Source organism: Pseudoalteromonas sp. PS1M3, assembly GCF_016865405.1.
Classification (GTDB): Bacteria; Pseudomonadota; Gammaproteobacteria; order Enterobacterales; family Alteromonadaceae; genus Pseudoalteromonas; species Pseudoalteromonas marina.
Genome location: NZ_AP022624.1, coordinates 2,361,755 through 2,387,516, shown reverse-complemented (window position 1 = coordinate 2,387,516; position 25,762 = coordinate 2,361,755). Strand labels below are relative to the sequence as shown.

Here is a 25,762-nt window from a genome sequence, read left to right as displayed (position 1 = left end):
GTCAAATAGAATGCGAGTAAACCGGTGTTTTTTGAGATTTATTAACTTTAGCGTTACTTAAAAGCTCGTATCTTGGCCTATCTTCATCAAAAAGTACCAGAGCATAATCTTTAATTTCTTGTAGAGTCAGCATGTTAAGTGCACAAAGCAATCGTTTTTGCATATCAAAATTATGATCTCTGTTACCTATGGCAAGCCATAAGCGTTGTGATCGCAAACGTAAGTTTTTATCTTTTTCTGCAATATGCGTTTTTAAACCATGCTTTTGTTGCTGCCAGCTATGCTCGTCTAGCTCATTTATATTACTTAAATATTGATTCACAAAGTGAGTATGGCGATGTAGCAAGGTTTTTGAGTCAAATTTAGGGGACTGTATATAAAAAGCAATGCCTGCCCGGGTGTTAAAAGGCGCGTAACCCGCACCAACCAAATAACCTAATTGTTGTGTTGTGCGCAACTCGTTAAAGTAGTCTTGGTTCATTAAATGATTTAACGCCATCATTTTAACTTTTTCGTTCACGTCATTGGTTTGTGCCTGGTAATACACAACCATGGCATGATCGTTACACGGTAACTCAATTTCATAACGTGTTGCTTTTTTTATTTCAAATAAAGGGCGTCTTAAATCGTCGATAGTTGTGGCATTCTGCAAATGTGCAGCCACCTTTTTTTGAAATTCTAAAGCATGATTTTCTTGCCAGTTACCATGTAAAAAAGACTCCACATGTAACGCCTTAAAAAAGTCTTGTCTAAATTCATTAAATTGCTGAAAACTTGTTGCTTTTAACGCTTCTGCTAAATCGTTAGGTTGTGGATTCCAAGGCATTAGTTTTGCACCTAAAATACTAAACAACTCACTAACAGGTTTGTTTTGGTTGCTGTTACGCCAATGCCTAACAAGTTGTTTTTTATACTCGGCAAAGCGCTTTGCACATATATCTACATTAAATAACGCATCTAAAAGTTCATCGACGAGTTCTAATTGGCTCGATGATAACCCTGCAGTATGTAGTGTAAGTCCCCCTTGGTGGGAGGTTAAATGATAACTTAAACCAGCCAGTTCTGCTGGGTAAAACTGCTCGCCAACACTATCCATAAATAAATCGGTAAATAAGCGTGTTAGCGCCATGTGCTTTACGTCTTTTACCGCAAAGTCAGAGTCCATAGCTAAATAAAAATGACCTTTCGCTACTCTAAATGTGCTGTCTTGTTTAAACCAAAAATCAAACCCCGGTTCTTTTACTAAAAGTGTGGGTTGCTCTTGGGGCTTTTCTATTTCGAAAAGCTCAACCTCTTTAGTGAGATATGGGTTTGCAGTGGGTAGGTACATATCTTTAAGTGGTTTATTGATATCACTAAGGGCATCAAGCCAACTAGGTGATACTTTTTCTACTTTATAGGGTGTGTTGTACCACGCAGTTTTATGCTCGGGTTCTACGTCGGGGTGAATGAGTACAATACGCATATTGTTAGGTTTTAACCATTGCATCGCGATTTCGTGCGTTGCTTTATTAAAGCCTTCCATTAGGTAGTCACCTTGCACATAGTTGCATTCGTCATAATGCTGCATATTGATGCTCAAACTACTTACCCAATCAATAAGTCGTGATTTTTCTTGGTTATCAAACGCAATTTGTAAAAGATTTTTTTTGTCTTGATATAAGCGGGGCAGCTTTTCTGTGTTGGCATTAATTAAACATATGTACTCAAAAAGCATTTCGATAATATCTTCAAAATATTCTATACCCTCATCGGTAAGCGCCATGCTGACATTAAAATCTTTAAAGTTACTGCCGTTAATGCCCCCTCCCGCCGAAAGGGCATTTATCCAACCTTGCTCTTTTAAAATAGAATACAGTGAGCCTTGTCCTTCATAACCGAGTAAATGTGCAATAAAACTTACGGTTTTATGTCGGTAAAAGTCATCAATATTAGGCATTGCAAAACTAACGATTAGTTTTTGCATGTGTTTGTGTGGCTCTATGTGTAAAATTTTCCCTAGGTCTTGTTTTCGATAAAGTGGCTCGCTGATCTCAGGTTTTACAGATGCTTTATTTCCTAAAATTTGGCTAAAGTGAGCTTTTACCCAGGTTTGAAGAGTGTCTAGCTTTTCGTTTGCACATACAACTAATGTCATCCATTGTGCTTGGTAATGCTCATTAAAAAAGTCACAAAGTTCGTCGCTAATACAGCGTTTTCTGTCTGCGAGTGTTTGCAGGTTACCAACAGAAAACTTAGCGAAAGGATGTGCAGGGTTAACCGTTTCTTTATGGGCCTGATAAATGCGACGGGCATCGTCTTTAATTTTTAATTTAAATTCTGCATCAATGGCATTACGTTCTTTTTCTGTTTCATTAGCACTTAACAGAGGGGCAATAAAAAAGCGGCTAAATTGTAATAATGCGTGCTCAAACTCTTGATTGTTTATATCAAAAAAGTAGCAGCTGTGTTCTGTACCGGTCCATGCATTTGTGTTCCCGCCTGCTTGCGAAACAAAATTATTAAAACTTCCAGAGTCTGGAAATTGGTCTGTGCCTAAAAAAAGCATGTGCTCTAAAAAGTGAGCAAGACCTTGTCTATCAGCAGGATCGTCAAAGTGGCCCGCATTTACAGCCATTGATGCTGCAGCCTTTGTTGAATCTTTATCTTGCACAAGCAATACTTTTAGACCATTGTCCAGTGTAAGGGCGCGGTATGCTCTATTATCATTGCGGCTGATATTCAAATGGTGCTCCTGAAACTAAACGTTTACTTGATAACAACAGAGGATAACTTCAGGGCAGCAAGGGTGTGCTAAAAGATTTACCTGAATGTCGTGAAAGAACTATTTTAGAAAAAATAAGTTTATGTTGTTAATATAGCTGACAAGTGAGCAAACTGGCTACTGTTTATATTCTTTAATCGGTTGATTTTTTATGAAAACAATCTTAATAATGCGCCACGGCGAAGCTGCACCTATGCAGGCCGATGATGCGGCAAGAAATTTAACCCAAGTGGGTCATTTAGAAGCAAAAAAAATGGGGCAGTGGCTTGCCAATACGCAAAAACCGGATGCATTGTTAGTTAGCCCTTACGTACGAGCTCAACAAACAGCAAACGGGGTCGCTGAAAGCATCACGTTTAAACATAGCGAAACGTGTGCCGATATTACCCCGGAAGGCAAACCGCATGTTGCAGCTGATTACCTTGAAACACTCATCCAAATGCACCCCGAGTGTAATAGCTGGTTAATTGTAGCGCATATGCCAATAGTGAGCTATTTGGTTGATCAGCTTTGCCCAGGAAACATGCCTATATTTAATACAGGCGCTGTGGCTGTCATTCATTACAACGAAAATACGAATCGTAGCGAATATATAAATATAAACGCTCCTGCCGATTTATAAATTAAGAGACTAATATGACCATTGAACGTCTTCAAACCGGTGCGCGAATGAGCCGCATTGTAAAGCACAACGGCACTGTGTATTTGTGTGGACAAGTATGCGCTGATGCTGAAAAGGGAATTAAAGAGCAAACGCAAACCATGCTCGATAAAGTAGAAGCATTGCTAGATGAGGCAGGTAGCTCAAAAAAGCATATGTTAAGCGCAACAATTTATGTAAAAAGCATGGAATATTTTGCCGATATGAATGCTGTGTGGGATGCATGGGTACCAGAAGGTTATGCACCGGCACGCGCTTGTGTAGAAGCTAAAATGGCGCGCGATGCGCTATTGGTCGAAATTTCGGTAGTGGCAGCGCTAAAGGACTAATTTTGTATGAACAAAGCGCGGGTGGTACTCATAACCGGCTCTAGCCGAGGTATAGGGGCAGCCACCGCTGTTTATTTTGCGCGCCACGGATATGATGTATGTATTAACTATAAGACCCATTTAACTCAAGCAGAATACGTTGCCGATAGAGTAAGAAGTTATGGTGTACGAGCCGAACTAGTTAGGGCCGATGTATCTCAAGAGATCGATGTTAACGATTTATTTTCACGTATAGATAAAGTATTTGGTCGGCTCGACGTGCTTGTAAATAATGCCGGTGTGCTTAAACCTCAAATGCCCCTGCTAAACATGGACGCAAAGCGAATTAACGAATTACTCACTACAAACATTACCAGTACATTTATATGTAGCCGAGAAGCCATTAAGCGTATGTTACCCGGTAGCAGTATTGTTAATGTGTCATCGGTAGCGGCTAAAACAGGTTCACCTAATGAATACATTGATTATGCAGCGACAAAGGGCGCTATTGATACATTAACCATGGGTCTCGCTAAAGAGGTTGCTTGTAAAGGCGTGCGCGTTAATTGTGTTAGGCCTGGCCTTATTTACACTGATATGCACACAGATGGTGGTGAAGAGGGGCGGGTAGAACGGCTTAAAAGTAATCTTCCTCTACGTAGGGGGGGGCAACCTGAAGAAGTGGCTGCTGCAATATACTTTTTAGCCTCACATTCTGCTTCATTTACTACAGGCACTTTTATTGATGTAGCTGGTGGCTTATAAATTAAAGTAAAACCGCTAACCAAAACGTTAAACTCACTACACTTAAAATAGTAGATAGCACCACCGCTCCTGCAAGCGTTGCTTCATGTTGTTTAATTTGACTCGCTATTAAATAGGCGTTTACGCCAACAGGTGAGGCACTTAATAAAACTAGTACGGTTAGTATTTGCGGGTCGAGCTTAAATATATACGACCCAATAAATAGTACGCCTACCGGCAATATAATAATTTTTAAAATCGAGGCAATTAAAGCAGGTTGCCAGTTTGCTGCTATTTTATAAAACGCTAGGTTTGCGCCCAATACAAATAGCGCACAGGCTATTGCAGGGGTTGCTAATAATGCCAAACTGTCCGTTAAGTTTTTAAATAATACAATGCCCGAGACGTTAATGATTAAGCCACAACCAATACTTAAAACAATAGGGTTAAGCACCATGCTTTTGCCAAACTGTGACCACGAGAACGAACTGCTATTGCCCTTTGCCCCAATTAAATAGGTCAGTGCAAATAATAAAGTGCTGTGGAAGGTGATGATCATAAAAGCAATGGCTATTTTCTCTTTGCCCAGCGATGCAATAATGATAGGAATACCTACCAACACCATGTTTGAGTAACTAGCCGCAAGACCAAATACGCCGTGTTTTTGGTAATTTTTACTATTATTTTTATTCAAATAAAATCGGTCGACTAAAATACCTAATCCAAAAATACACAACACCGGGATATAAAAACTTAAAAATGCAGAAAGACTAATGCTTTGCTTTAAGTCTATTTGCGACATATTCAATAATAAAAAAGCCGGCAAACTTATGTAAAAAGTAAATTTACTCAGCCCTGTAATGTGCTGTTTGTTAAAAAAAGAAAGCCGGCAACAGCCATAACCCAATGCGACAATGAATATAAGTGGAAAAATAATAGAAACAATATGCACGTAATTACTTCCTAGTAATATGTTGGGTTAGCGTCTAAATTCATCGCTTTGTGGTAAGTTTATCAAAATAAGTACCGCGCCTTTACCACCGTATTCAAGTGGCGCTTGATGCATTGCAATTACGTCTGGGTGCTGAACTAGGTACTGAGGAATTTTATGTTTAAGTATGCCACCACCAATTCCGTGCACAACACACGCACAATAATAATGTTGTTTTTTACATTCGTGAATGAGTCCTGCTAATTCATCTTTAGCAATTTCTTTGTTTAAGCCATGCAAATCAAGGGTTAAATCAGGTGCAAAGTCGCCTCGTCGTAATTGCTTGGGTAAATAAGTGTCGTGCCCTTCTTTTACATAATGGACAGTGCCGTGGGTGTCTATATCGGGAATATATTCATCTGAGAAATAAAATTCAGATTGAGCCTGCTTTTTTTGCTGGGCAAATTGCTTTGCTTGTGACACCTTAGGCTTTGTATCAAAACGATGAGTATCTTGTTTAAATACTTTAGCGCCTGTGATCGTTTGGCGAAATAAGTCTATGTCGTCATTGCTTAGGGACGATGGTGATGGAGAGTCTTTTTTCATAACAATTACCTAAACAAAAAAACGTAAAAACGCAGCGCAAAAGGCGGTACAATACTTAAATGAGAGGCAATTGTAATTTGCTAAGCCAATATAGGCAATGCAATCGTCTTAAAGACTCAAAACAGTCAGTAAGCTAATACAGGTAAAAATATATGAGCGATTTACAAATTGAAGAAGCAACACTCGAAGAAGCTGTTGCAGAACTGTCAACTTTACATGACTGGTTACGTTGGACTACAAGCCAATTTGCAAGTAGTAGTATATTTTTTGGACACGGAACAGATAACGCGTGGGATGAAGCTGTGAGCCTGCTTTTACCAGCGCTTAGCTTACCCGTTGATGCACCAAAAGAATTAATGCATGCGCGTTTAACAAGTACAGAAAAAAACCGACTAGCGAGTCTTATTGCTGAGCGTATAAACGACTGCACTCCAGTTCCTTATTTAACTAACATTGCATGGTTTGCAGGTATGCCGTTTTACGTAGATGAACGTGTACTAATTCCTCGTTCACCATTTGCAGAACTTATTAGCAATCGTTTTACGCCTTGGCTTGTTGAGCCAAACTCGGTAAATCGTATTTTAGATTTATGTACAGGGTCAGGTTGTATAGCCATCGCACTTGCACAAGCATTTGAGCAAGCGCAAGTAGATGCTGTTGATATTTCGTATGAAGCGCTTGAAGTAACTGATATTAACATTAATGACTACATGTTAAGTGATCGAGTACTGCCTATCCAATCAGATGTATTTAGTGGCGTAGAAGGCCAAAAGTACGACTTAATTGTGGCTAATCCACCGTATGTGGATGCTGAAGACATGGCAGACTTACCGCGCGAATTTCACCATGAGCCAGAGCTAGGCCTTGCATCAGGGCACGATGGTCTTGATGTAACGCGTACTATTTTAAGCGAAGCCAGCAATCATCTAACCGATAACGGTTTGTTATTTGTAGAAGTGGGGAACTCTATGGTACATATGGATGCTTTATATCCAAATGCGCCATTTGAATGGATTGAGTTTGAGCAAGGTGGGTTAGGCGTATTTGTTATTAGCAAAAAACAGCTAGATGAGTATTTTTCAAAATAACACGACTTGCTTTAGGTTAATATGAACTAACTTAAACGCGAGTGAATACATGGCTGGGCATATTAGCCCAGCTAATGGTCGTCATTAGGAATGAGGAAAGTTAATGGCAGGTAATAGCATTGGACAGTTATTTAAAGTGTCCACTTTTGGAGAGAGCCATGGCGTTGCTTTAGGCGGCGTTGTTGACGGCACTCCCGCAGGTCTTGAATTAACAGAGGCCGACTTACAAATAGATTTAGATCGCCGCAAACCAGGCCAAAGCCGATACACTACGCAGCGCCGCGAGAGCGATCAAATAAAAATTTTAGCAGGCGTTTTTGAAGGTAAAACAACGGGTACAAGTATTGGTTTATTAATCGAAAATACCGATCAACGTTCACAAGATTACGGCAAAATTAAAGACGTGTTTCGCCCAGGCCATGGTGATTACAGCTATTGGCACAAATATGGCCTTCGTGATTATCGCGGAGGTGGCCGCTCGTCTGCACGTGAAACCGCTATTCGGGTTGCAGCTGGCGCTATTGCTAAAAAATATCTAAAGCAATTTCATGGTATTGAAGTAAAAGCATGTTTAAGCCAACTAGGTCCTATTAAAGCAGAAAGTTACGATTGGGATGAAGTTGAAAACAACTTGTTCTTTTTTCCTGATGTAAGCAAGCTAGAAGCGCTCGATGAATACATGCGTGACCTAAAAAAACAAGGTGACTCAGTTGGCGCTAAAGTAAAAGTGGTGGCTAGCAACGTACCGGTAGGATTAGGCGAGCCTGTATTTGATAGGTTAGATGCTGAAATTGCGCATTCACTAATGAGTATTAATGCCGTTAAAGGTGTCGAAATTGGTGATGGCTTTGACGTTGTTGAACAAAAAGGCTCAGAGCATCGTGATGAACTAACACCTGAGGGTTTTACATCTAACCATGCTGGTGGTGTGCTTGCAGGTATCTCTACAGGGCAAGACATAGTAGCGTCTATTGCGTTAAAACCGACGTCAAGTATTACTATCCCTGGTAAGAGCATTAATACAAGCAACGAAGCGGTTGAGATGATCACCAAAGGTCGTCACGATCCGTGTGTGGGCATTCGAGCAATACCTATTGCTGAGGCTATGATGGCTATTACATTAATGGACCATTTACTGCGCCAGCGCGGGCAAAACCCGCATGTAAACCACGAACACGGGCCTATTAACGGCTCTGTATAATGGTTTAAATTTAGTCACTATAAAAGCGCGTTTTTCGCGCTTTTTGTTTATGTAAAATAGTTAATGTAGTTTAAGGCGCAGTTCAACTTTACCGTTATATAATTTTCCACAGAGGTAAATTATGCAGAATTCAATTCAAACACACAGTAAATATGCTAAACAAAAAGCAACCCTTGCGCGCCTTGCGCGTTTTAGCCAATTAACCGACAGTAGTATTCGTTTTCCTTTCACAAACTTTAGGTTTGGTATTGAGGCGGTGATTGGTTTTGTGCCCGTTGTAGGGGATGTGATAGGGCTTATTTTATCTAGTTACGTATTATTTGAGGCTCAAAAGTTAGGTATTAGCTGGCATGTTAAACTGCGGATAATTATTAATATGCTGATAGATTTTTTTGTCGGATCTATTCCTATTTTTGGCGATATATTTGATGCGTTTTTTAAAGCTAACACCCGAAATACACACATACTGAAAAAGTATATTACTAAGCAACTAAATAAAAACAGTAACGGGTAATTTTTAGTATTTATTTTGCGATTAATTAATGTACAGTTGGGAAGTTCGTTTTTAACAAGGAATAGGTAATGGAATTATTTATCGGCAATAAAAACTACTCAAGCTGGTCATTGCGCGCATGGTATTTAATGAGTAAATTTGAATTGGAGTTTGATGAAATTCAGCTTGTACTCGATACCCCAGACTTTTACAGCGAGTTAAAAAAACATTTTACAGTTCAAAAGGTACCCGCATTAATTGATGGTGATTTACACGTTTGGGACTCACTTGCTATTTGTGAATACATTAACGATGCGTACCTTTCGCAAGTTGCCTGGCCTAAATACGTAACGCAGCGTGCAACTGCACGAGCTTTAAGCGCTGAAATGCACTCAGGCTTTATGGCGCTTAGAAGTGAAATGCCAATGAATATAAGGGCAAAGCGAAAAATTACACTTTCAGATGATGCTAAAAAAGACATCGCCCGCATCGACGACATATTTGCTAAACAGCAAGAAATTTACCCAAACCAGTGGATGTTTGGCGATTTTAGTATTGTTGATGCTATGTATGCCCCCATTGTACTGCGATTGAAAACTTATCAGGTAACCCTGTCTAAAGCCGCTAATAGTTATTGCCAACATGTATTAGCATGCCCTGTATTACAAAGCTGGATAACTCAAGCACTGCAAGAAACCGATATTGTTAATGCAGATGAAGCCGGGGTTGATGTAAAAATATAGGTCAGTAAGCGACTTTTACTTTAGCTATAAAAGCCCGTACAATTCGTCTCGTTTTTAGTGCGCCAAAAGGCGCTTTAACCGAGACGAATTAGTCGTATTATATGCATCAAATCGCTGATCTTATTTCTATTTTCGAAAACACATTTTACCAAAGCCATAATACAAGGCTGATTAAAGGTGATTGTGAGCCCGTGTACCTTCCCGCAACACAAGACACCCCTTATCATCAAATTGTGTTTGCACATGGTTTTTATGCCAGTGCCTTACATGAAATAGCCCATTGGCTGGTCGCGGGCATTGATCGTCGACAACAAGAAGATTACGGCTATTGGTATTGCCCCGATGGCCGCGATAAACACCAGCAGGCTGAGTTCGAAAGTGTAGAAGTCAAGCCACAAGCCATTGAATGGCTATTAAGCACTGCAGCGGGTTTTCCCTTTAATGTATCGGTAGATAATTTAAATGGTGAGCAAACGTGTCGTTTTGATTTTCAAAAGCGGGTTCACCAGCGCGTGCTTACGTTGATTGAAAGTGGTTTTAATGCACGAACTCAATCATTATTAATCGCGCTTACTCGTTTTTATCACACACCATGGCCAATGACTGCAAATCAGTTTGATTGGCAACACCCTCAGGAGTTTTGTGATGCAGTTTAAATTAGGTTTAATTATAAACCCTGTAGCAGGATTAGGCGGAAGTGTCGCCCTCAAGGGAAGTGATGGGGCGCAAACCGCAGCAAAAGCGATTGAGTTAGGTGCACAACCTAAAGCGAATAGCCGTACTAAAGCCGCACTAGAAATACTGTTACCGTATAAAGAGCAGCTTGTTATTTATACCGTAAATGGCGAAATGGGCGAACAAACAGCAAAAGCTTTAGGTTTTAATGTTGAAGTTGTATACAACACAGACGCAGTAACAACGCCGGATGATACCGAGAGTGCCGCACAGGTGTTAAAAAATGCCGATGTAGATTTAGTTCTATTTGCAGGTGGCGATGGCACCGCACGTAATATTTGCCATGCCATTGAAGATACTGCCCCAGTGCTTGGCATTCCTGCCGGATGTAAAATCCACTCTGGCGTATATGCCATTACACCAAAAGCTGCAGGGCGAGTCGTTGAAATGCTCGTAAAAGGCGAGTTAGTGACGTTAGCTGATGCCGATGTAATGGATATTGACGAAGACGCATTTAGGAAGGGTACAGTAAAAGCTAAACGCTTTGGCGAAATGCAAATACCCAGTGAAGTACGTTATGTGCAAGCTGTAAAAAATGGCGGTAAAGAAACAGACGAATTAGTACTTTCAGATATAGCCGCTTACGTTGTGAGCGAAATGGACGAAGACACACTTTACATTATGGGTAGTGGTTCAACAGTCGAAGCTATAATGGAAGAAATGGGCCTTGAAAATACTTTGTTGGGTGTTGATTTAATAAAAGATCAAACACTTGTAGGCCAAGACCTAACAGCCGCCGACTTACTTGAACTTACCCATAAGAAAAATACCAAACTTGTAATCACTTTAATTGGTGGGCAGGGTCATATTTTTGGTCGCGGAAATCAGCAGCTAAGCCCTGCGCTTATCCGCGCTATTGGCAAAGAGAATATTATTGTTGTTGCAACAAAAACCAAGCTACAGGCATTGAATAACCGCCCGTTAATTTGCGATACAGGCGACAACGAACTAGACGACGAATTAACAGGTTACATAAAAGTAACCACCGGATTTAACGACCATATTATGTATGCAGTAGGGCACCAATACCAAGATGAAACGGGTGCTATACAAAATCAGGAGATAAACAAGTGACCTTAGTAAACTATATTGACGCGGCTCAACAGTATTATGATGATTTAGTTATCAAAGCAACGGATGACGAATTATTTGCAGGCGGCTACTTACGTGGTCATTTTGATCTTGCTGTAGGCTATGCTGAAGTTGAGCAACTTACTATCAGTATTGAGCAGTTAAACGAAACAGTAGAGCAAAGTCTTGTAAAAGCGTACCGTAACGGAGAACTTAACGAAGAAGACAAGGCACTAGTTGTTCGCTTATGGGAAGAAGTTAAAGCGCTAGCTTAGTAACCAAATGAACAAAAAAAGCACGATTATCTTTGGTAATCGTGCTTTTTTTGTTTAACGTTCCTAAAATAGCTTTTTACGTTAATTTACTGTTGCGTATTAATGAGATATTGTTACTTAAATAAATTTTAATGAGCGAAATACAATGAGTAATAATCAAGATGCTTTACCTTCAGGAGTTGTTGCGCGCTTCTTGAATGTAGTTGAGCGGGTTGGTAATAAGCTACCTGATCCAGCAATTATATTTTTATTTGCTATGTTATTAATATGGGGTTTGTCGTGGTGGTTTTCTGGCGTAAGTTTTGATGCGATTGATCCGCGTACAGGCGAAGCAATTATTATAAACAACATGCTTGCAAGCGATTCGTTGGCCACTTTTTTATCTTCAATGGTAAAAACATTTACCGGCTTTGCTCCTTTAGGCGTAGTACTTGTTGCTATGTTAGGTGTTGGTGTAGCTGAGCACTCAGGCTTTATTAATACTGGCCTTAAGCTGATGTTAAAAGTAACGCCTAAAAAGCTGTTAACACCGTCAATTATTTTAGTTGCTATTGTAAGCCATACAGCCACGGACGCAGGTTACGTGCTTGTGATACCTTTAGCTGGCGTAATCTTTTATGCAGCAGGAAGGCACCCATTAGCGGGTATTGCAGCGGCATTTGCCGGTGTAAGTGGTGGCTTTGGCGCCAACTTTATTCCATCTGGAATAGACCCACTACTACAAAGCTTTACACAAAGTGCTGCTCATATTATTAATCCTGATATGTCGATAAATCCATTAAATAATTGGGCGTTTGCATCAGCATCAAGCATGTTTATTGTATTACTGGGTTGGTATATTACCGATAAGATTATTGAACCTCGTTTACAAAATACGCCACTTGATGGAAACAGTGAAGATTTACCTGTTTTTGAAGATGCGCGTAGCGATGAAAAGCGCGCATTCTTCATAGCAAGCAGCGTAATGATTGCAGGCATTGCTTTACTTGCGTATGTCTCTGCACCGGCAGATTCAGCCATGCGCAGTAGCGATGGCTCCTTAACTAACTTCCGTTCACCTTTAATGCAATCTATAGTGCCGTTGATCTTTTTGTTATTTTGGATCCCAGGCGCAGTATATGGCTTTACAGTAGGTACATTTAAAAGCTCTAAAGATATGATAGATGCCATGAGCAAGGCAATGGGCGGTATGGCTTACTACATTGTTATGGCATTCTTTTGTGCGTTATTTATTGCTGCCTTTAGCAAATCTAACTTAGGGGCATTACTTGCAATCGAAGGGGCGCAGTTATTAAAAGCCATGGCCCTTCCAAGTTCGGTAACGGTGGTAGGTATTATATTTTTAACCGCATTTGTTAATTTATTTGTAGGCTCTAGCTCGGCCAAGTGGGCATTACTAGGGCCGGTATTTGTGCCTATGTTAATGCAACTGGGTATTTCACCTGATTTAACGCAAGCGGCTTATCGTGTTGGTGATTCTAGCTCTAATATTATTACACCGCTTATGCCTTACTTCCCATTAGTTGTGGTCTATTGTCAAAAGTACGTTAAAAGTACGGGAATTGGGACGCTAATAGCGATGATGCTGCCATACTCGGTTGCATTTTTAATAGGTTGGAGCTTGTTTCTACTCGGTTATTGGGCATTGGGTATTCCGCTAGGGTTAGATGCAAGTTACGTGTATCCAGCAGTAGCGCCTTAACATAGAGCATTCGGTACAATACAGTAAAAGCCTCACTATTAATAAAATGGTGAGGCTTTTTAGTTTTAATTGAATGATTTACACAGAAGTTTATAGTCGCCGTGCTTAGAAGATAATCATGGCTTGAGGTTGTGAGGTACGCAGAACAGCTTGAACCATTACTTAAATTTCAGACACAAAAAAACCTTGGCACTTTCGTACCAAGGTTTTTTTATTAAAGAACTGTTGCTTACTTAGCGGTAAAGCTAACTGGGCGACGTTCTTTACGAGGTCCGCTACGCTTATCACCGCGTGGGCCATCGTTACGTTTTCTATCACCAGATGGGCGTTCGCCACGTGGTTCAGCTGGGCCTTGATCTTGTGTAATTGTCATACCCATTGGGCGTTTACAAATAAACACTTTTTGGAAATGATCCAGTACATCTTTAGGCATGTTTTGTGGTAACTGAACAGTGCTGTGTTGATCGTGTAAACGAATGTCACCAATAAACTTGCTTGAGATATCAGCTTCGTTAGCAATTGCGCCAACAATGTTCTTAACCTGAACACCATGCTCACGACCTACTTCGATACGGTAAGTATCCATAGGGCCTGCATCACGGCTGTTACGCTCGCGCGGTTTACGTTCAGAACGTTCACCACCACGTTCGTTACGACGTCCGCGATCACCACGGTCATTGCGTGAATTGCGTTCATTACGCTCACGTGGTTGAATCTTAACTTCTTCAACTTTAATTGGCGACTGTTGCTGTGCCAAACACAGTAAAGCACCCGCTAAGTTTTCAAGAGGAAGGTCAAGCTTTTCAGCCATGTTAGTAGCCACTTCGTTAAAGAACGTAATGTCTTTGTTTTCAAGCGCAATACTTAATTTTGCTTGTAACGCAGCGATACGTTTTTCTTCAACAACTTTAGCTGTTGGTAATTCAACCTGAGCAATTTCAGACTTGGTATGACGAATGATATTTTTAAGTAAGTAACGTTCGTTATGCTTAACAAATAAAATTGCTTTACCAGTACGACCTGCACGACCTGTACGACCAATACGGTGAACGTAGGCTTCAGAATCTTGTGGAATGTCGTAGTTGATAACTAAGCTTAAACGGTCTACATCAAGACCACGAGCTGCTACGTCTGTTGCAATAACAACGTTCAGCATGCCACTTTTTAAGCGGTCAACAGTGCGTTCACGTGCTTGCTGGTTCATGTCACCATTAAGCGGAGCTGCCGAGAAACCTTCGCGCTCTAATAATTCAGCAAGTTGAACGGTATCGTTACGTGTACGTACGAAAACAATAGCACCTTCGTATTGCTCAGCTTCTAAAAAGCGAACAATCGCTTTGTTTTTATGTACGCTTGCGTTCCAAAACACTTGCTCAACAGAAGATACTGTCGAGTTACGCGCAGAAATATGAACCTGTTCAGGGTTATTCATATATTTGCTGCTGATGTTTTGAATTTGCTTAGGCATGGTCGCAGAGAAAAGACATGTTTGCTTTTCGCGCGGTGTTTTTTCCATGATGTTTTCAACATCATCGATAAAGCCCATACGTAACATTTCATCGGCTTCATCAAGTACAAGTGCTTGAAGAGCATCAAACTTGATAGTGCCACGATTAATATGATCGATTAATCGACCCGGAGTAGCAACAATGATTTGAGCGCCACGACGAAGTGCGCTTAATTGAATGCTGTAGCTTTGGCCACCGTATAGTGCTAATACTTCAACACCACGAGTACCTTTTGCATATTGTTCAAATGCCTCAGCAACTTGGATCGCAAGCTCACGTGTAGGTGTGAGTACAAGGATCTGTGGCTGTTTCACAGACGGGTCAATATTGTTTAGTAACGGCAGTGCAAATGCTGCGGTTTTACCTGTACCCGTTTGTGCTAGTCCCAGTACGTCCTTTCTTTCTAGCAATAACGGTATACATTGAGCTTGGATTTCAGATGGTGTCTTGTAACCCAACTCTTCAACTGCCTTCAAAATTGCAGGAGAAAGATTTAGAGATTCAAACGTGACTGGTTCTGACATTAATACGCCTCAACGAATTTAAAGAGGCGCGCATTATATAGGATTAGCGAGGCAAATGCTTGTATAAATTAAAACTAATTTGTATGTGCTTGATGTTGGTTGAAATTTAACCAGCCCAGTTGTGGGATTATTGAACTGGTTAACAAATTTAATACACGACTACTTGTACAAGCCTAGGTTTTCTTTTGCATAAGCTTCAAATTCGGTAAAACCGCCAATGTGGTTTTGATCAACAAAAATTTGCGGGACAGTAGGGCAAGGTTTACCTGCTGACTTTTCTAAATCGGCTTTGCTTATGCCTTCTTTTATGATGTCGATGTAACGAAATTTAAAATCATCGCGCTCGTTGGCAAGTTGCTCTGCAACATCTTTGGCACGAACACAAAATGGGCAGCCTTCACGGCCAAAAATTACTGTAAGCATAGTGCTCTCCTTTATTTGATTGAATTTAGTTTAAATGATTAAAAAATATAATAAAGCGCAAAAAAGTGATTGTGCCATTCTATTATTGCGATGAACATTAATTTGACCGAGTCATGGACGGCATAATTCACCACGTCCTTGCCGCTATTCCTAATTGGGTTGAATAGCCCATTGCGTGTGCTGTTATCTGTAAATTTGCATTTATTACGTAGTAAGTTGGAAAAGCGCTTACTTTATAATTTGATTGGGTATATTGATTACCAAGAAGTATGGGCATACTGAGGTTTAAGTCATCAATAAATTGAGTAACTTGTTGCTCATTTTTATAATCAAGGGCAATACCGATTACATTAATGTCTGAGTTTATTAAGGTGCTTTGTAAGTTGGGCATGCTGTAGCGGCATATTGTGCACCAAGGAGCAAAGAAATACACAATGGTTGTTCTCCCTTCAAGCTCTGCAATACTAAATCTTTCGTTATTTTTATTTAAAATAGGCAAGTTAAAATAAGGGGCAGGAGTGTGGCTTGTTTCAAGTAAATTACGCGTTTGGTAGGCACTTGCTAAGTAAAACACGAGTATTGCTAAACTTAAATTTATTAACGTGCTACGTATTAATGCCATTGATTTTATCTGACCTATTTATAATTAAAAGCCAACCCTAACATAAATGGCTAAGCAGCCACTGTTATTTGATAGGCAGAGCTTTAGCGTTTGCTTGTGTATCAAGCCCAGTTGCTAATAAAGCCTATGTTAAAGTTTCACTGCTTTACACAAATCAGGCCTTTAGCTAATAAGGTTTGCTGATTACGTTAGAAATTTCCTGATTACATTTTAATGGTTGAATTTATAACTTTAACCCTAAGCTCTATATTTGAGACGAACATATAGAATATGTTTTTTAACTGCAAAGGAGATCAAGATCATGAGCAATTATTTACAACCAGCAATGAAAATGCCTTCACTTAAAGTTAAAGATAATGAGAACAACCTTGCTGACGTGTCGGCTCGACAGACAGATTTACCCTGGAAAATGATAGTAATCTATCGCGGAAAGCATTGTCCATTATGTACTAAACAACTTAATGCACTTGCTAAAATGAATGATAAATTTAAAGATGCAGGGGTAGAGATTGCCGCTGTTAGTGGTGACAGTCACGCACAATTTACAGAGCATCTAAACGATTTACACGTTAATTTTCCTCTTTATAGTGGGTTATCATTAGCTCAAATGACTGATTTAGGCCTGTATATTAGTGAACCACGCAGTGAAAAAGAAACCGCTCACCCATTTGCTGAACCTGCTATTTTTGTAATTAACGAGCATGATCAAATTCAGATACTAGATAAATCAAATGCACCTTTTTCACGCCCTGATTTAAATGATTTGTTGGCTGGCATTGAATTTATTCGCGAAAACGATTATCCAATTCGTGGCACATTAACACACTAATTAGCGATGAATACTTAGCGCTAATCTACAATACTGGACAACCATTTTGAGGAATTAAAAGCATTTGACTTTTTAATGCCTCAAAATGGGTTACTAATTTCACTAGTTTATAAAATGAGGAATTTTTTTAAATATTTTAATTTATTTACTTGAAAACATTTTTACCGTCCATATATAGTTTAGTAGGACGCCTGATGGGTCCTAAACTAAACTTAAACAATTGAAATTTATATTATTAATTTATATTTGTTAGCGCTTGTTCAAATGAAAAGTGCAGACAAAATATCGCTTAAATATGAGGATATTACTATGCGTACAGTAGACTTATCACCACTTTATCGTTCATTCATTGGATTTGATCATTTAGCGTCTTTAATGGATGCTGCGGCGAATACAGACAAACAGCCGAGCTTTCCTCCTTACAACATTGAAGCACTCGATCAAGACAGATACCAAATCACTATGGCTGTTGCCGGATTTAGCGACAACGAGCTAAGCATTGAGTCAGAAAATAACACATTAAAAGTAGCGGGTATAAAAGCTAATAAAGATGAAAACAAAGAACGTAAGTTTATTCATCAAGGAATTGCAGAACGCAATTTCGAGCGAAAGTTCCAGCTAGGTGACCATGTTAAAGTCCTTGGCGCCGACTTAGCAAACGGCTTACTTACTATAGAGCTTAAGCGCGAAATACCTGAAGCATTAAAACCACGCAAAATTGAGATTGGCCAAGGACGCTTACTAGAAGATAGCTAATCTGGTTATTAACAACATTTTTTTCCCTGATTATTTAGCCGCCTCTTTTGAGGCGGCTTTTTTGTGTCATAAAGACTCAATGTTATTTATGTAGTGTGTAGCTTGATTAAGTGTGTCTTCGCGTAAATCATCGCTTTGCTTATCCCAATTTCTATAAACCATGCCTATTCGTGGGTTTTTCTCTAGTTTTTCGCGGTGTGTTTGCATAAAACGCCAATATAAACTGTTCAGTGGGCAAGCTTTATCCCCCACTTTTTGTTTCACGTCGTATTGACAATTTTTGCAATAGTCGCTCATTTTATTGACGTAATTACCACTTGCAGTATAGGGTTTAGTGGCAATAATTCCATCGTCTGCAAATTGGCTCATTCCACGTGTGTTAGGCATTTCAACCCACTCAATGGCATCTATATAGACACCTAAGTACCAGTTATCAACTTCGTCAGGGTTTATTCCGCTGAGTAAACAAAAGTTACCAATGATCATCAAGCGCTGTATATGATGAGCGTAGGCAGTATCTAAGCTTTGCTTTAATGAGTGGCTCAAACAGTTCATTTTTGTATTACCATCCCAAAAATATTGAGGGAGCTTATTATTGGCTTTTAGTTGATTTTTAGTCGCGTAGTCGGGCATGTTTACCCAATAAACAGCACGAACGTATTCTCGCCAACCGAGTATTTGTCTGGTAAACCCTTCAACTTGTGAAAGAGATATTTCGTCAGGCCGTTGCTCGAATTCAGATATTACACGTTTGATTACATACAAGGGGTGAAGAAGTTTAGTGTTTAGGGCAAAAGAGAGCCTGCTATGGTAAAGACTAGTATTGTCTTTACTTTGGTCTGTCATTGCATCCTGAAACTTACCAAAATTGACAAGTAAATGCTCACAAAAGTATTCAAGAGATTCTTTGGCTTGCTTACGTGACGTAGACCATTCAAGTTTTCCTTCTTTAATTTCTCCAAAGTAAGCGATGTTGTGTTTTTTTAAACGAGCGAGGATATGACTTACATCGTTTTTAAATAATTTAGGCTCTGGGATAGATTTTAAGTCTTGCTTAGAGAATTTATTGCGGTTATTACTGTCGTAGTTCCATTTACCGCCAGCTGGTTTATCGTCCTCCATTAATAAATCATATCGTTTACGCATAGCACGATAAAAGTGCTCCATGGTCACATGCTTATCTTTCTTGAATCGATCTTTAATATCGTTAAAGGGCAGTAAAAAATGCTCTGAGTCATATGCTGATACATTTATTTCGGATGATTGTTCAAAATCAGCTAATTGCGATTTTAACCTAAATTCGTCTGGGTATAAGTATTCTATGCAGGAGCAGTTATATTCCTTAGCAACACGATTTAGTAGTGCGGGTAGGTGTTTATCTTCGTGTGTGTCGTCTAGGGTTAAGTGCAATACATTGAAACCTGCAGATTTTAACGCAGTTGCAAAGTTTTCCATCGCATTAAAAAAAGCACAAAGCTTTTGCACATGGTGTTTAACGTAATTGGTTTCTTGTTTTAATTCTGCGATAAGGTAGAGAACACCGTCCTCTTTACTTTTAAACCAAGAATGAGAAGGATTGAGTTGATCGCCTAAAATGAGTCTTAGGGTTTTGTAAGTCGCCATGATTAAACCAAAATTGAAATTTGTACGAGGGTGTCTGCTTAATCGATCGCTGTAATTTTAATAACAAATTGTATAATTTGAGCTTTATTTAAATATTCGCTAATGAGTGTATAAACACTCATCAAGCATCAAATTTGATATGAGTAGGCTCAATTAAAAGCGCCTTAATTATTATTGCTTTGCTTTTGTTTAGAAAGTTGGGTTAAGCAAACTACGTTAGAAACGTTAAACAGCGTATCATTCGTATAGCGTTCAAAGTAAGTAAGCACTTTGCGCCATGCTAAATGACTTTCTTCATTAAAAAACCGACCTAAATGTTCAACTAATGTTACATAAAATATATCAGTCAGAGGTTTAATATCACTCTGCTGAATATTTAATTTTTTTAAAAACTGTAAGTGATGGCTCAGAAATGGCGCAACAGATGATGGCTTATCAATATTTTTGATTATGCGCTCTAAGGTACAATATAAAATATAACTTTTTTCGTTAAACTGTTCAGCTGTTAGCGTGTTCATCGAAATATCTGACTCTACAAGCTTTCTATGAAAACGCGCGGTAAATGCATGAAAGTTTGGTTTTATGATGCCAATACTTTTTAATAAAACAGATTTATGTGAATTCATCAGAGCCTCACAGAAGATTAAAAACTTATTTTTATTATTTTTATTATTATAGCTCGCGTAACAAAAATTACACGTTTTTTGATATAAAAGTATTAATTCATTGATAACTTTTTGAGTTCTATTGTTTTTTAAATAAAAGTGAGAGTAGTTATTAATTCTATTATTGTGATTTCACTAGGCTTAACTAGCAAATGGTTAGCCGTTTAAAATAGGTTTATACCCATAATAGGTATAATGTTTTATTTCCTTATATCTGATTTGAACTGTATTTCCAAAGTTATTGGTTATTATGGTTGCTAATTATCCCCAACATCCCTATAATAGCGGCCATTGTTTAGTCTGTTTTAAAACAGCTAACAGCGATGTTAAATCAAGGTTTGATATCTATTGGCGCGGGATGGAGCAGCCTGGTAGCTCGTCGGGCTCATAACCCGAAGGTCGTCGGTTCAAATCCGGCTCCCGCAACCAATTCTACTAATAAGTGAAAACTTATTAATTTATATCGCGCATTCTATGTAATGCGCGTTTTGCGTTTAAGCTAATGTAGTTTAATTTGGTCAGTTACTGACTCGCAACCAAGCTCGGCCCTAGGCCACACAGTTTTGTGCTTTATTGGTGTGACGCCCCGCTTGGTTCGGGGCGTTGTTGTATCTGCACCTTTCTTAATTTATGGCTGTTGTCATTAAATTAAAATTTAAACTCAGTATTTTAGGGCTATAAGCCCTTTTTTTGTTTGTATGGAGGATTTTCGTGACAAAACTTGAACAAGATTTAGTAACCATGTTAACGCCTGCGGTAGAAATGTTAGGCTTTGAGTTACATGGTCTTGAATTTGTACAAGCGGGTCGCCATTCTACCTTAAGAGTATATATTGCTCATGAGGATGGGATCTCAGTTGATAACTGTGCGGACGCTAGTCGCCAAATTAGTGCGATTTTAGATGTCGAAGACCCAATTACAAATGAATATGATTTGGAAGTGTCGTCTCCTGGTGTTGATCGTCCATTATTCAAACAAGATCACTACGAGCAGGCGCAAGGAGAGGAAGTACGCGTGCGTACTAAACTTCCACAAGACGGTCGTCGAAATTTTAAAGGCGACTTAATAGCAGTTAGCAGCGATATGATCACACTATCTAGTGATGGTGTAGAGCATTTGATCATGCTTAGTAATATAGAACGTGCGAATTTAATCGCAAAGTTTTAAATTCGAGTGCGAAGGAATAGGGCAAGCGAGGCATTACCCATGGCAAAAGAGATATTATTGGTTGCTGAAGCCGTTTCCAATGAGAAAGCGGTTCCAAAAGAAAAGATTTTTGAAGCATTAGAGTTCGCATTAGCGACTGCGACAAAGAAAAAACACGATGGTGAAATTGAAGTACGTGTATCAATTGACCGTAAAACAGGTGATTACGATACGTTCCGCCGCTGGCAGATTGCTGAAGTATTAGAGGATGGTTCATTAGAAAATCCTTACAGCGAAATAACATTAGAAGCTGCGCAGGTTGAAGAGCCTGACTTACAGCTAGGTGATTTTGTTGAAGAGCAAATTGATTCAATCAAATTTGACCGCATCACAACACAAATGGCTAAACAAGTAATCGTACAAAAAGTACGTGAAGCTGAGCGCGCTTTAGTTGTTGACGCATATAAAGACCAAGTGGGTGAGTTAGTAACAGGTGTTGTTAAAAAAGCAACGCGTGATTCAATTGTACTTGATTTAGGCAACAACGCTGAAGCAGTTATTTACCGTGATGACATGCTACCACGCGAAAACTTCCGTCCAGGCGACCGTATTCGTGGTCTTTTATACGAAGTTAAGCCAGAAGCACGCGGCGCACAGTTATTTGTAACGCGTTCTAAGCCAGAAATGCTGATGGAATTATTCCGCATTGAGGTGCCAGAAATTGGCGAAGAAATGATTGAACTTCGCGCTGCTGCACGTGATCCTGGTTCGCGCGCTAAAATTGCTGTTAAGTCAAACGACAAGCGCATTGATCCAATTGGGGCATGTGTTGGTATGCGTGGAGCTCGTGTTCAAGCTGTTTCGTCTGAACTTGGTGGTGAGCGTGTTGATATTGTTCTTTACGATGACAACCCTGCACAATTTGTTATCAATGCAATGTCGCCAGCTGAGGTTGCTTCAATAGTAGTAGATGAAGACACTCATTCGATGGATATTGCTGTAGAAGCCGATAATCTAGCACAAGCGATTGGTCGTAATGGTCAAAATGTTCGTTTAGCAAGCCAGTTAACTGGTTGGGAACTAAACGTTATGACTGTTGACGAAATGCGTACTAAAAATGAAGCAGAATCAGATAAGTTACTTAACTTATTTACTGAAAATTTAGATATCGATGATGAGTTTGCAACCTTACTTATCAACGAAGGTTTCTCAACACTTGAAGAAGTGGCGTACGTGCCAGCCTCTGAGTTTTTAGAAATTGACGGTCTTGACGAAGAAACGGTGGATGTTTTACGTTCACGCGCTAAAGATGCATTAACAACTAAAGCACTTAAAACGGAAGAAAGCTTAGAAGGCGCAGAGCCAGCTGAAGACTTACTTGCGCTTGAAGGCTTAGAGCGTCATCTAGCATTTGTAATGGCAAGTAAAGGTGTTGTAACACTTGAAGACTTGGCTGAGCAAGGTATTGACGAGCTAGTCGATATCACAGAGCTTTCATCTGAACAAGCAGGTGAGCTGATTATGGCTGCACGAAACATTTGTTGGTTTGCAGACGAGTAATTTATTAACGGAGGTATTACACACTATGGCAGAAGTAAATGTTGAAAAACTAGCCGGCGATATAGGTACAACTGTTGATAAATTGCTACAGCAATTTTCGCAAGCGGGTATCACTAAGCAGGCAACTGATAATGTAACTGAAGCTGAAAAAGCAACGTTACTTGATCATTTAAGCAAATCACATGGCGGCACGGGCTCTGAAGGCCCTGCACGCATGACTTTACAGCGTAAGAGCAAAAGCACATTAAATGTGACTGGCTCTACAGGTAAAGCGAAGGCGGTTCAGGTTGAAGTTCGCAAAACACGTACATACGTGAAGAAAAGCGCGATGGAACAAGAGCAAGAGCAACAACGCTTAGCCGCTGAAGAAAAAGCCCGTCTTGAAGAGCAGCAAAAAGCTGAACAAGCTGCAGCTGAGTTAAAGGCAAAACAAGAGGCAGAACGTAAAGCGAAAGAAGACGCTGATCGTAAAGCCAAAGAAGAAGCTAAACGTAAAGCAGACGCTGAACGTAAAGCGAAACAAAAGCAGATGACCCCAGAGCAAAGTGCTAAGTCTGAGAAAGATCGCATCGAAGCTGAGCGTCTGCAAAAAGAAGCAGAAGAGGCCGCATTGAAGAAAGCTGAAGAAGAAGCGAAACGTCAGGCAGAAGAAGCAAGAAAACTAGCTGAAGAAAACTCGGCTCGTTGGAAGAAAGAAGAGGAAGAGCGTAAGAAGCGTGAAGAAACAGCAGATCACCACCTTACGACTTCAACTTACGCACGTGAAGCAGAAGATGTAGCTGATGCTCGTGAAGAGCAAGGCTCTCGCCGTGCAAAGAAAAAGAAAAAAGCGCCAGCAAAAGATAAGTTTGCAGCGTCTAAGGGTAAAAAAGGTAAGCTAAAAGCACCTGCATCATTGCAACATGGTTTCCAAAAACCAACAGCTGATGTAAAAAATGAAGTACGTATTAGCGAAACAATTACAGTTGCTGAGCTTGCATCACGCATGGCTGTTAAAGGCGCTGAAGTTGTAAAAACAATGATGAAAATGGGTGACATGGTTACAATTAACCAAGTTATTGACCAAGAAACTGCGCAACTTGTAGCAGAAGAAATGGGCCATAAAGTTATCATCGTTAAAGAAAACGAATTAGAGCAAACAGTACTTAACGACCGCCATGAAGATGGTAAGTCAGAGCCTCGTGCGCCAGTTGTTACTGTAATGGGTCACGTTGACCATGGTAAAACATCAACGCTTGATTACATTCGTTCAGCAAAAGTTGCTTCAGGCGAAGCCGGTGGTATTACGCAGCATATTGGTGCATACCATGTTGAAACAAATGGCAACATGATCACATTTTTAGATACTCCGGGTCACGCCGCGTTTACATCAATGCGTGCTCGTGGTGCTAAAGCAACTGATATTGTAATCCTAGTAGTTGCAGCCGATGATGGTGTAATGCCACAGACTAAAGAAGCGGTACAGCATGCTCGCGCAGCGGGTGTTCCTTTAATCATTGCTGTGAACAAAATGGATAAAGAAGGCGCAGATCCAGATCGCGTTAAGAACGAGCTAGCACAGCTTGACGTTATCCCAGAAGAATGGGGCGGCGACACGCAGTACGTTCATATCTCAGCTAAAACAGGCTTGGGTATTGATGAACTACTTGAAGCAGTACTTATGCAATCTGAGCTATTAGAACTAACTGCACCAAGTCAAGGTATGGCTGCAGGTGTTGTAATTGAATCACGTCTTGATAAAGGCCGTGGTCCAGTAGCGTCTATCCTTGTTCAGTCAGGTACACTTAACCAAGGTGACATTGTATTATGTGGTCTTGAGTACGGCCGTGTTCGTGCTATGCGCGATGAAAACGGTAAAGATATCAAGTCTGCAGGTCCTTCTATTCCAGTAGAGATTTTAGGCCTATCTGGTATCCCTGCAGCCGGTGATGAAGCAACGGTAGTTAAAGACGAGCGTAAAGCGCGTGAAGTTGCATTATACCGTCAAGGTAAATTCCGTGATGTTAAATTAGCACGCCAGCAAAAAGCGAAACTTGAAAACATGTTTACTAACATGGCTGAAGGTGACGTTTCTGAAGTTAACGTGGTACTTAAAGCAGACGTTCAAGGTTCTATCGAAGCGATTTCTGATTCACTAACTAAGCTTTCTACTGACGAAGTAAAAGTGAAGATTGTGGGTTCTGGCGTTGGCGGAATCACAGAAACAGATGCAACGCTTGCTGCGGCGTCTAACGCGATTGTTGTTGGCTTTAACGTTCGTGCTGATGCATCTGCACGTAAAGTGATTGATTCTGAGAACCTAGACTTACGCTACTACAGCGTTATTTACGCCTTAATCGAAGAAGTTAAGCAAGCGATGTCAGGTATGCTTGCACCAGAATTTAAGCAAGAAATTATTGGTCTTGCTCAGGTTCGTGACGTATTCAAATCACCAAAAATTGGCGCAATTGCAGGTTGTATGGTGACTGAAGGTGTTATTAAGCGCAGCGCGCCTATCCGTGTACTACGTGATAACGTGGTTATATACGAAGGCGAACTTGAATCGCTTCGTCGCTTTAAAGACGATGTGCAAGAAGTGCGTAATGGTATGGAATGTGGTATCGGTGTTAAGAACTACAATGACGTACGTGTTGGTGACCAAATCGAAGTATTTGAAACAGTTGAAGTACAACGTACTTTATAACTGTTAGCTCACTAAACAAATAAATGGGGGCTTAGCCCCCATTTGTGTATCTATCACTTAATTAGCTTATTATTAAATTTCAATAAGTTACATTTTTAGGA

Annotated in this window: 24 protein-coding genes and 1 tRNA gene; 17 read left to right on the top strand and 8 right to left on the bottom strand. The window is 40.0% G+C overall.

Features of this window, described 5'->3' with window-relative positions; genetic code table 11:
- Nucleotide 1 precedes the first annotated feature (1 nt).
- Nucleotides 2-2,725 (bottom strand): insulinase family protein, encoded by a 2,724-nt coding sequence (locus PS1M3_RS11095; protein ID WP_203984228.1) that lies wholly within the window; start codon nucleotides 2,723-2,725, stop codon nucleotides 2-4.
- Between the two features lie 190 nt (nucleotides 2,726-2,915).
- Here PS1M3_RS11095 and sixA point away from each other — a divergent pair, with 190 nt between their 5' ends.
- From sixA to PS1M3_RS11080, 3 genes are read left to right on the top strand one after another with little or no spacing between them, the layout of a single operon-like run.
- Nucleotides 2,916-3,386 carry a phosphohistidine phosphatase SixA gene (sixA, locus tag PS1M3_RS11090; RefSeq protein WP_203984226.1) on the top strand — a complete coding sequence of 157 codons (471 nt, stop codon included), beginning with the start codon at nucleotides 2,916-2,918 and terminating at the stop codon, nucleotides 3,384-3,386.
- Between the two features lie 14 nt (nucleotides 3,387-3,400).
- A complete protein-coding gene (locus PS1M3_RS11085) occupies nucleotides 3,401-3,754 on the top strand; it encodes a RidA family protein (protein WP_203984224.1) in 354 nt (117 codons plus the stop codon).
- A gap of 6 nt (nucleotides 3,755-3,760) precedes the next feature.
- On the top strand, nucleotides 3,761-4,498 hold the full coding sequence (locus PS1M3_RS11080) for an SDR family oxidoreductase (protein WP_203984221.1): 738 nt from the start codon (nucleotides 3,761-3,763) through the stop codon (nucleotides 4,496-4,498).
- Nucleotide 4,499: 1 nt separating this feature from the next.
- Here the strand turns inward: PS1M3_RS11080 and PS1M3_RS11075 are convergent, their stop codons facing one another.
- Together PS1M3_RS11075 and smrB are read right to left on the bottom strand one after the other, a co-directional pair.
- Entirely contained in the window at nucleotides 4,500-5,429 is a 930-nt protein-coding gene (locus tag PS1M3_RS11075; protein WP_203984219.1) for an AEC family transporter, read from the bottom strand.
- 27 nt (nucleotides 5,430-5,456) lie between these two features.
- Nucleotides 5,457-6,014: an endonuclease SmrB gene (smrB, locus tag PS1M3_RS11070; RefSeq protein WP_006793353.1), complete on the bottom strand. Its 558-nt coding sequence runs from the start codon at nucleotides 6,012-6,014 to the stop codon at nucleotides 5,457-5,459.
- A gap of 152 nt (nucleotides 6,015-6,166) precedes the next feature.
- Here smrB and prmB point away from each other — a divergent pair, with 152 nt between their 5' ends.
- The 8 genes from prmB (at nucleotide 6,167) to PS1M3_RS11030 (ending at nucleotide 13,322) form a co-directional block, all read left to right on the top strand.
- Nucleotides 6,167-7,102 (top strand): 50S ribosomal protein L3 N(5)-glutamine methyltransferase, encoded by a 936-nt coding sequence (gene prmB, locus PS1M3_RS11065; protein WP_006793354.1) that lies wholly within the window; start codon nucleotides 6,167-6,169, stop codon nucleotides 7,100-7,102.
- Nucleotides 7,103-7,205: 103 nt separating this feature from the next.
- Nucleotides 7,206-8,303: a chorismate synthase gene (gene aroC / locus PS1M3_RS11060; RefSeq protein WP_006793355.1), complete on the top strand. Its 1,098-nt coding sequence runs from the start codon at nucleotides 7,206-7,208 to the stop codon at nucleotides 8,301-8,303.
- 121 nt (nucleotides 8,304-8,424) lie between these two features.
- On the top strand, nucleotides 8,425-8,817 hold the full coding sequence (locus PS1M3_RS11055; RefSeq protein ID WP_203984217.1) for a DUF4112 domain-containing protein: 393 nt from the start codon (nucleotides 8,425-8,427) through the stop codon (nucleotides 8,815-8,817).
- Nucleotides 8,818-8,885: 68 nt separating this feature from the next.
- On the top strand, nucleotides 8,886-9,539 hold the full coding sequence (locus PS1M3_RS11050) for a glutathione S-transferase family protein (protein WP_203984215.1): 654 nt from the start codon (nucleotides 8,886-8,888) through the stop codon (nucleotides 9,537-9,539).
- A gap of 101 nt (nucleotides 9,540-9,640) precedes the next feature.
- Nucleotides 9,641-10,195 (top strand): elongation factor P hydroxylase, encoded by a 555-nt coding sequence (locus PS1M3_RS11045; RefSeq protein WP_006793360.1) that lies wholly within the window; start codon nucleotides 9,641-9,643, stop codon nucleotides 10,193-10,195.
- Nucleotides 10,185-11,348, top strand: coding sequence for an ATP-NAD kinase family protein (locus PS1M3_RS11040; RefSeq protein WP_138740441.1), 1,164 nt, complete (start codon nucleotides 10,185-10,187; stop codon nucleotides 11,346-11,348). Before PS1M3_RS11045 ends, PS1M3_RS11040 begins: the two co-directional genes overlap by 11 nt.
- A complete protein-coding gene (locus tag PS1M3_RS11035) occupies nucleotides 11,345-11,620 on the top strand; it encodes a YfcL family protein (protein WP_006793362.1) in 276 nt (91 codons plus the stop codon). The genes PS1M3_RS11040 and PS1M3_RS11035 overlap by 4 nt, the downstream gene beginning before the upstream one ends.
- Nucleotides 11,621-11,765: 145 nt before the next feature.
- Nucleotides 11,766-13,322 carry an AbgT family transporter gene (locus PS1M3_RS11030; protein ID WP_138740440.1) on the top strand — a complete coding sequence of 519 codons (1,557 nt, stop codon included), beginning with the start codon at nucleotides 11,766-11,768 and terminating at the stop codon, nucleotides 13,320-13,322.
- A 229-nt stretch (nucleotides 13,323-13,551) separates the two neighbouring features.
- Here PS1M3_RS11030 and PS1M3_RS11025 read toward each other — a convergent pair whose 3' ends face one another.
- The 3 genes from PS1M3_RS11025 to PS1M3_RS11015 all read right to left on the bottom strand — a co-directional run bounded on the left by PS1M3_RS11025 (nucleotide 13,552) and on the right by PS1M3_RS11015 (nucleotide 16,399).
- Entirely contained in the window at nucleotides 13,552-15,354 is a 1,803-nt protein-coding gene (locus tag PS1M3_RS11025; RefSeq protein WP_006793364.1) for a DEAD/DEAH box helicase, read from the bottom strand.
- Nucleotides 15,355-15,513: 159 nt separating this feature from the next.
- Nucleotides 15,514-15,777, bottom strand: a complete 264-nt coding sequence (locus tag PS1M3_RS11020; RefSeq protein WP_006793365.1) for a GrxA family glutaredoxin — start codon at nucleotides 15,775-15,777, stop codon at nucleotides 15,514-15,516.
- 127 nt (nucleotides 15,778-15,904) lie between these two features.
- On the bottom strand, nucleotides 15,905-16,399 hold the full coding sequence (locus tag PS1M3_RS11015) for a TlpA disulfide reductase family protein (RefSeq protein WP_006793366.1): 495 nt from the start codon (nucleotides 16,397-16,399) through the stop codon (nucleotides 15,905-15,907).
- 301 nt (nucleotides 16,400-16,700) lie between these two features.
- On the opposite strand from PS1M3_RS11015, the gene PS1M3_RS11010 reads away from it, so the two are divergent.
- Both PS1M3_RS11010 and PS1M3_RS11005 read left to right on the top strand, forming a co-directional pair.
- On the top strand, nucleotides 16,701-17,228 hold the full coding sequence (locus PS1M3_RS11010) for a redoxin family protein (protein WP_008128082.1): 528 nt from the start codon (nucleotides 16,701-16,703) through the stop codon (nucleotides 17,226-17,228).
- Nucleotides 17,229-17,537: 309 nt separating this feature from the next.
- Complete coding sequence (locus PS1M3_RS11005; RefSeq protein ID WP_010555978.1) at nucleotides 17,538-17,984, top strand: Hsp20 family protein; 447 nt, start codon at nucleotides 17,538-17,540, stop codon at nucleotides 17,982-17,984.
- 66 nt (nucleotides 17,985-18,050) lie between these two features.
- On the opposite strand, the gene PS1M3_RS11000 is transcribed toward PS1M3_RS11005, so the two are convergent.
- Complete coding sequence (locus PS1M3_RS11000; protein ID WP_008128086.1) at nucleotides 18,051-19,607, bottom strand: cryptochrome/photolyase family protein; 1,557 nt, start codon at nucleotides 19,605-19,607, stop codon at nucleotides 18,051-18,053.
- A 164-nt stretch (nucleotides 19,608-19,771) separates the two neighbouring features.
- On the bottom strand, nucleotides 19,772-20,233 hold the full coding sequence (locus PS1M3_RS10995; protein WP_138740439.1) for a globin: 462 nt from the start codon (nucleotides 20,231-20,233) through the stop codon (nucleotides 19,772-19,774).
- A gap of 391 nt (nucleotides 20,234-20,624) precedes the next feature.
- Here PS1M3_RS10995 and PS1M3_RS10990 point away from each other — a divergent pair.
- The 4 genes from PS1M3_RS10990 (at nucleotide 20,625) to infB (ending at nucleotide 25,661) form a co-directional block, all read left to right on the top strand.
- Nucleotides 20,625-20,701, top strand: a tRNA-Met gene (locus tag PS1M3_RS10990).
- 282 nt (nucleotides 20,702-20,983) lie between these two features.
- Nucleotides 20,984-21,439, top strand: a complete 456-nt coding sequence (gene rimP / locus PS1M3_RS10985) for a ribosome maturation factor RimP (protein WP_006793371.1) — start codon at nucleotides 20,984-20,986, stop codon at nucleotides 21,437-21,439.
- A gap of 39 nt (nucleotides 21,440-21,478) precedes the next feature.
- Entirely contained in the window at nucleotides 21,479-22,978 is a 1,500-nt protein-coding gene (gene nusA, locus PS1M3_RS10980; RefSeq protein WP_008128091.1) for a transcription termination factor NusA, read from the top strand.
- 25 nt (nucleotides 22,979-23,003) lie between these two features.
- The gene (gene infB, locus PS1M3_RS10975) at nucleotides 23,004-25,661 is read left to right on the top strand and encodes a translation initiation factor IF-2 (RefSeq protein WP_006793373.1); all 2,658 of its coding nucleotides are present in this window, start codon (nucleotides 23,004-23,006) and stop codon (nucleotides 25,659-25,661) included.
- Nucleotides 25,662-25,762 lie beyond the last annotated feature (101 nt).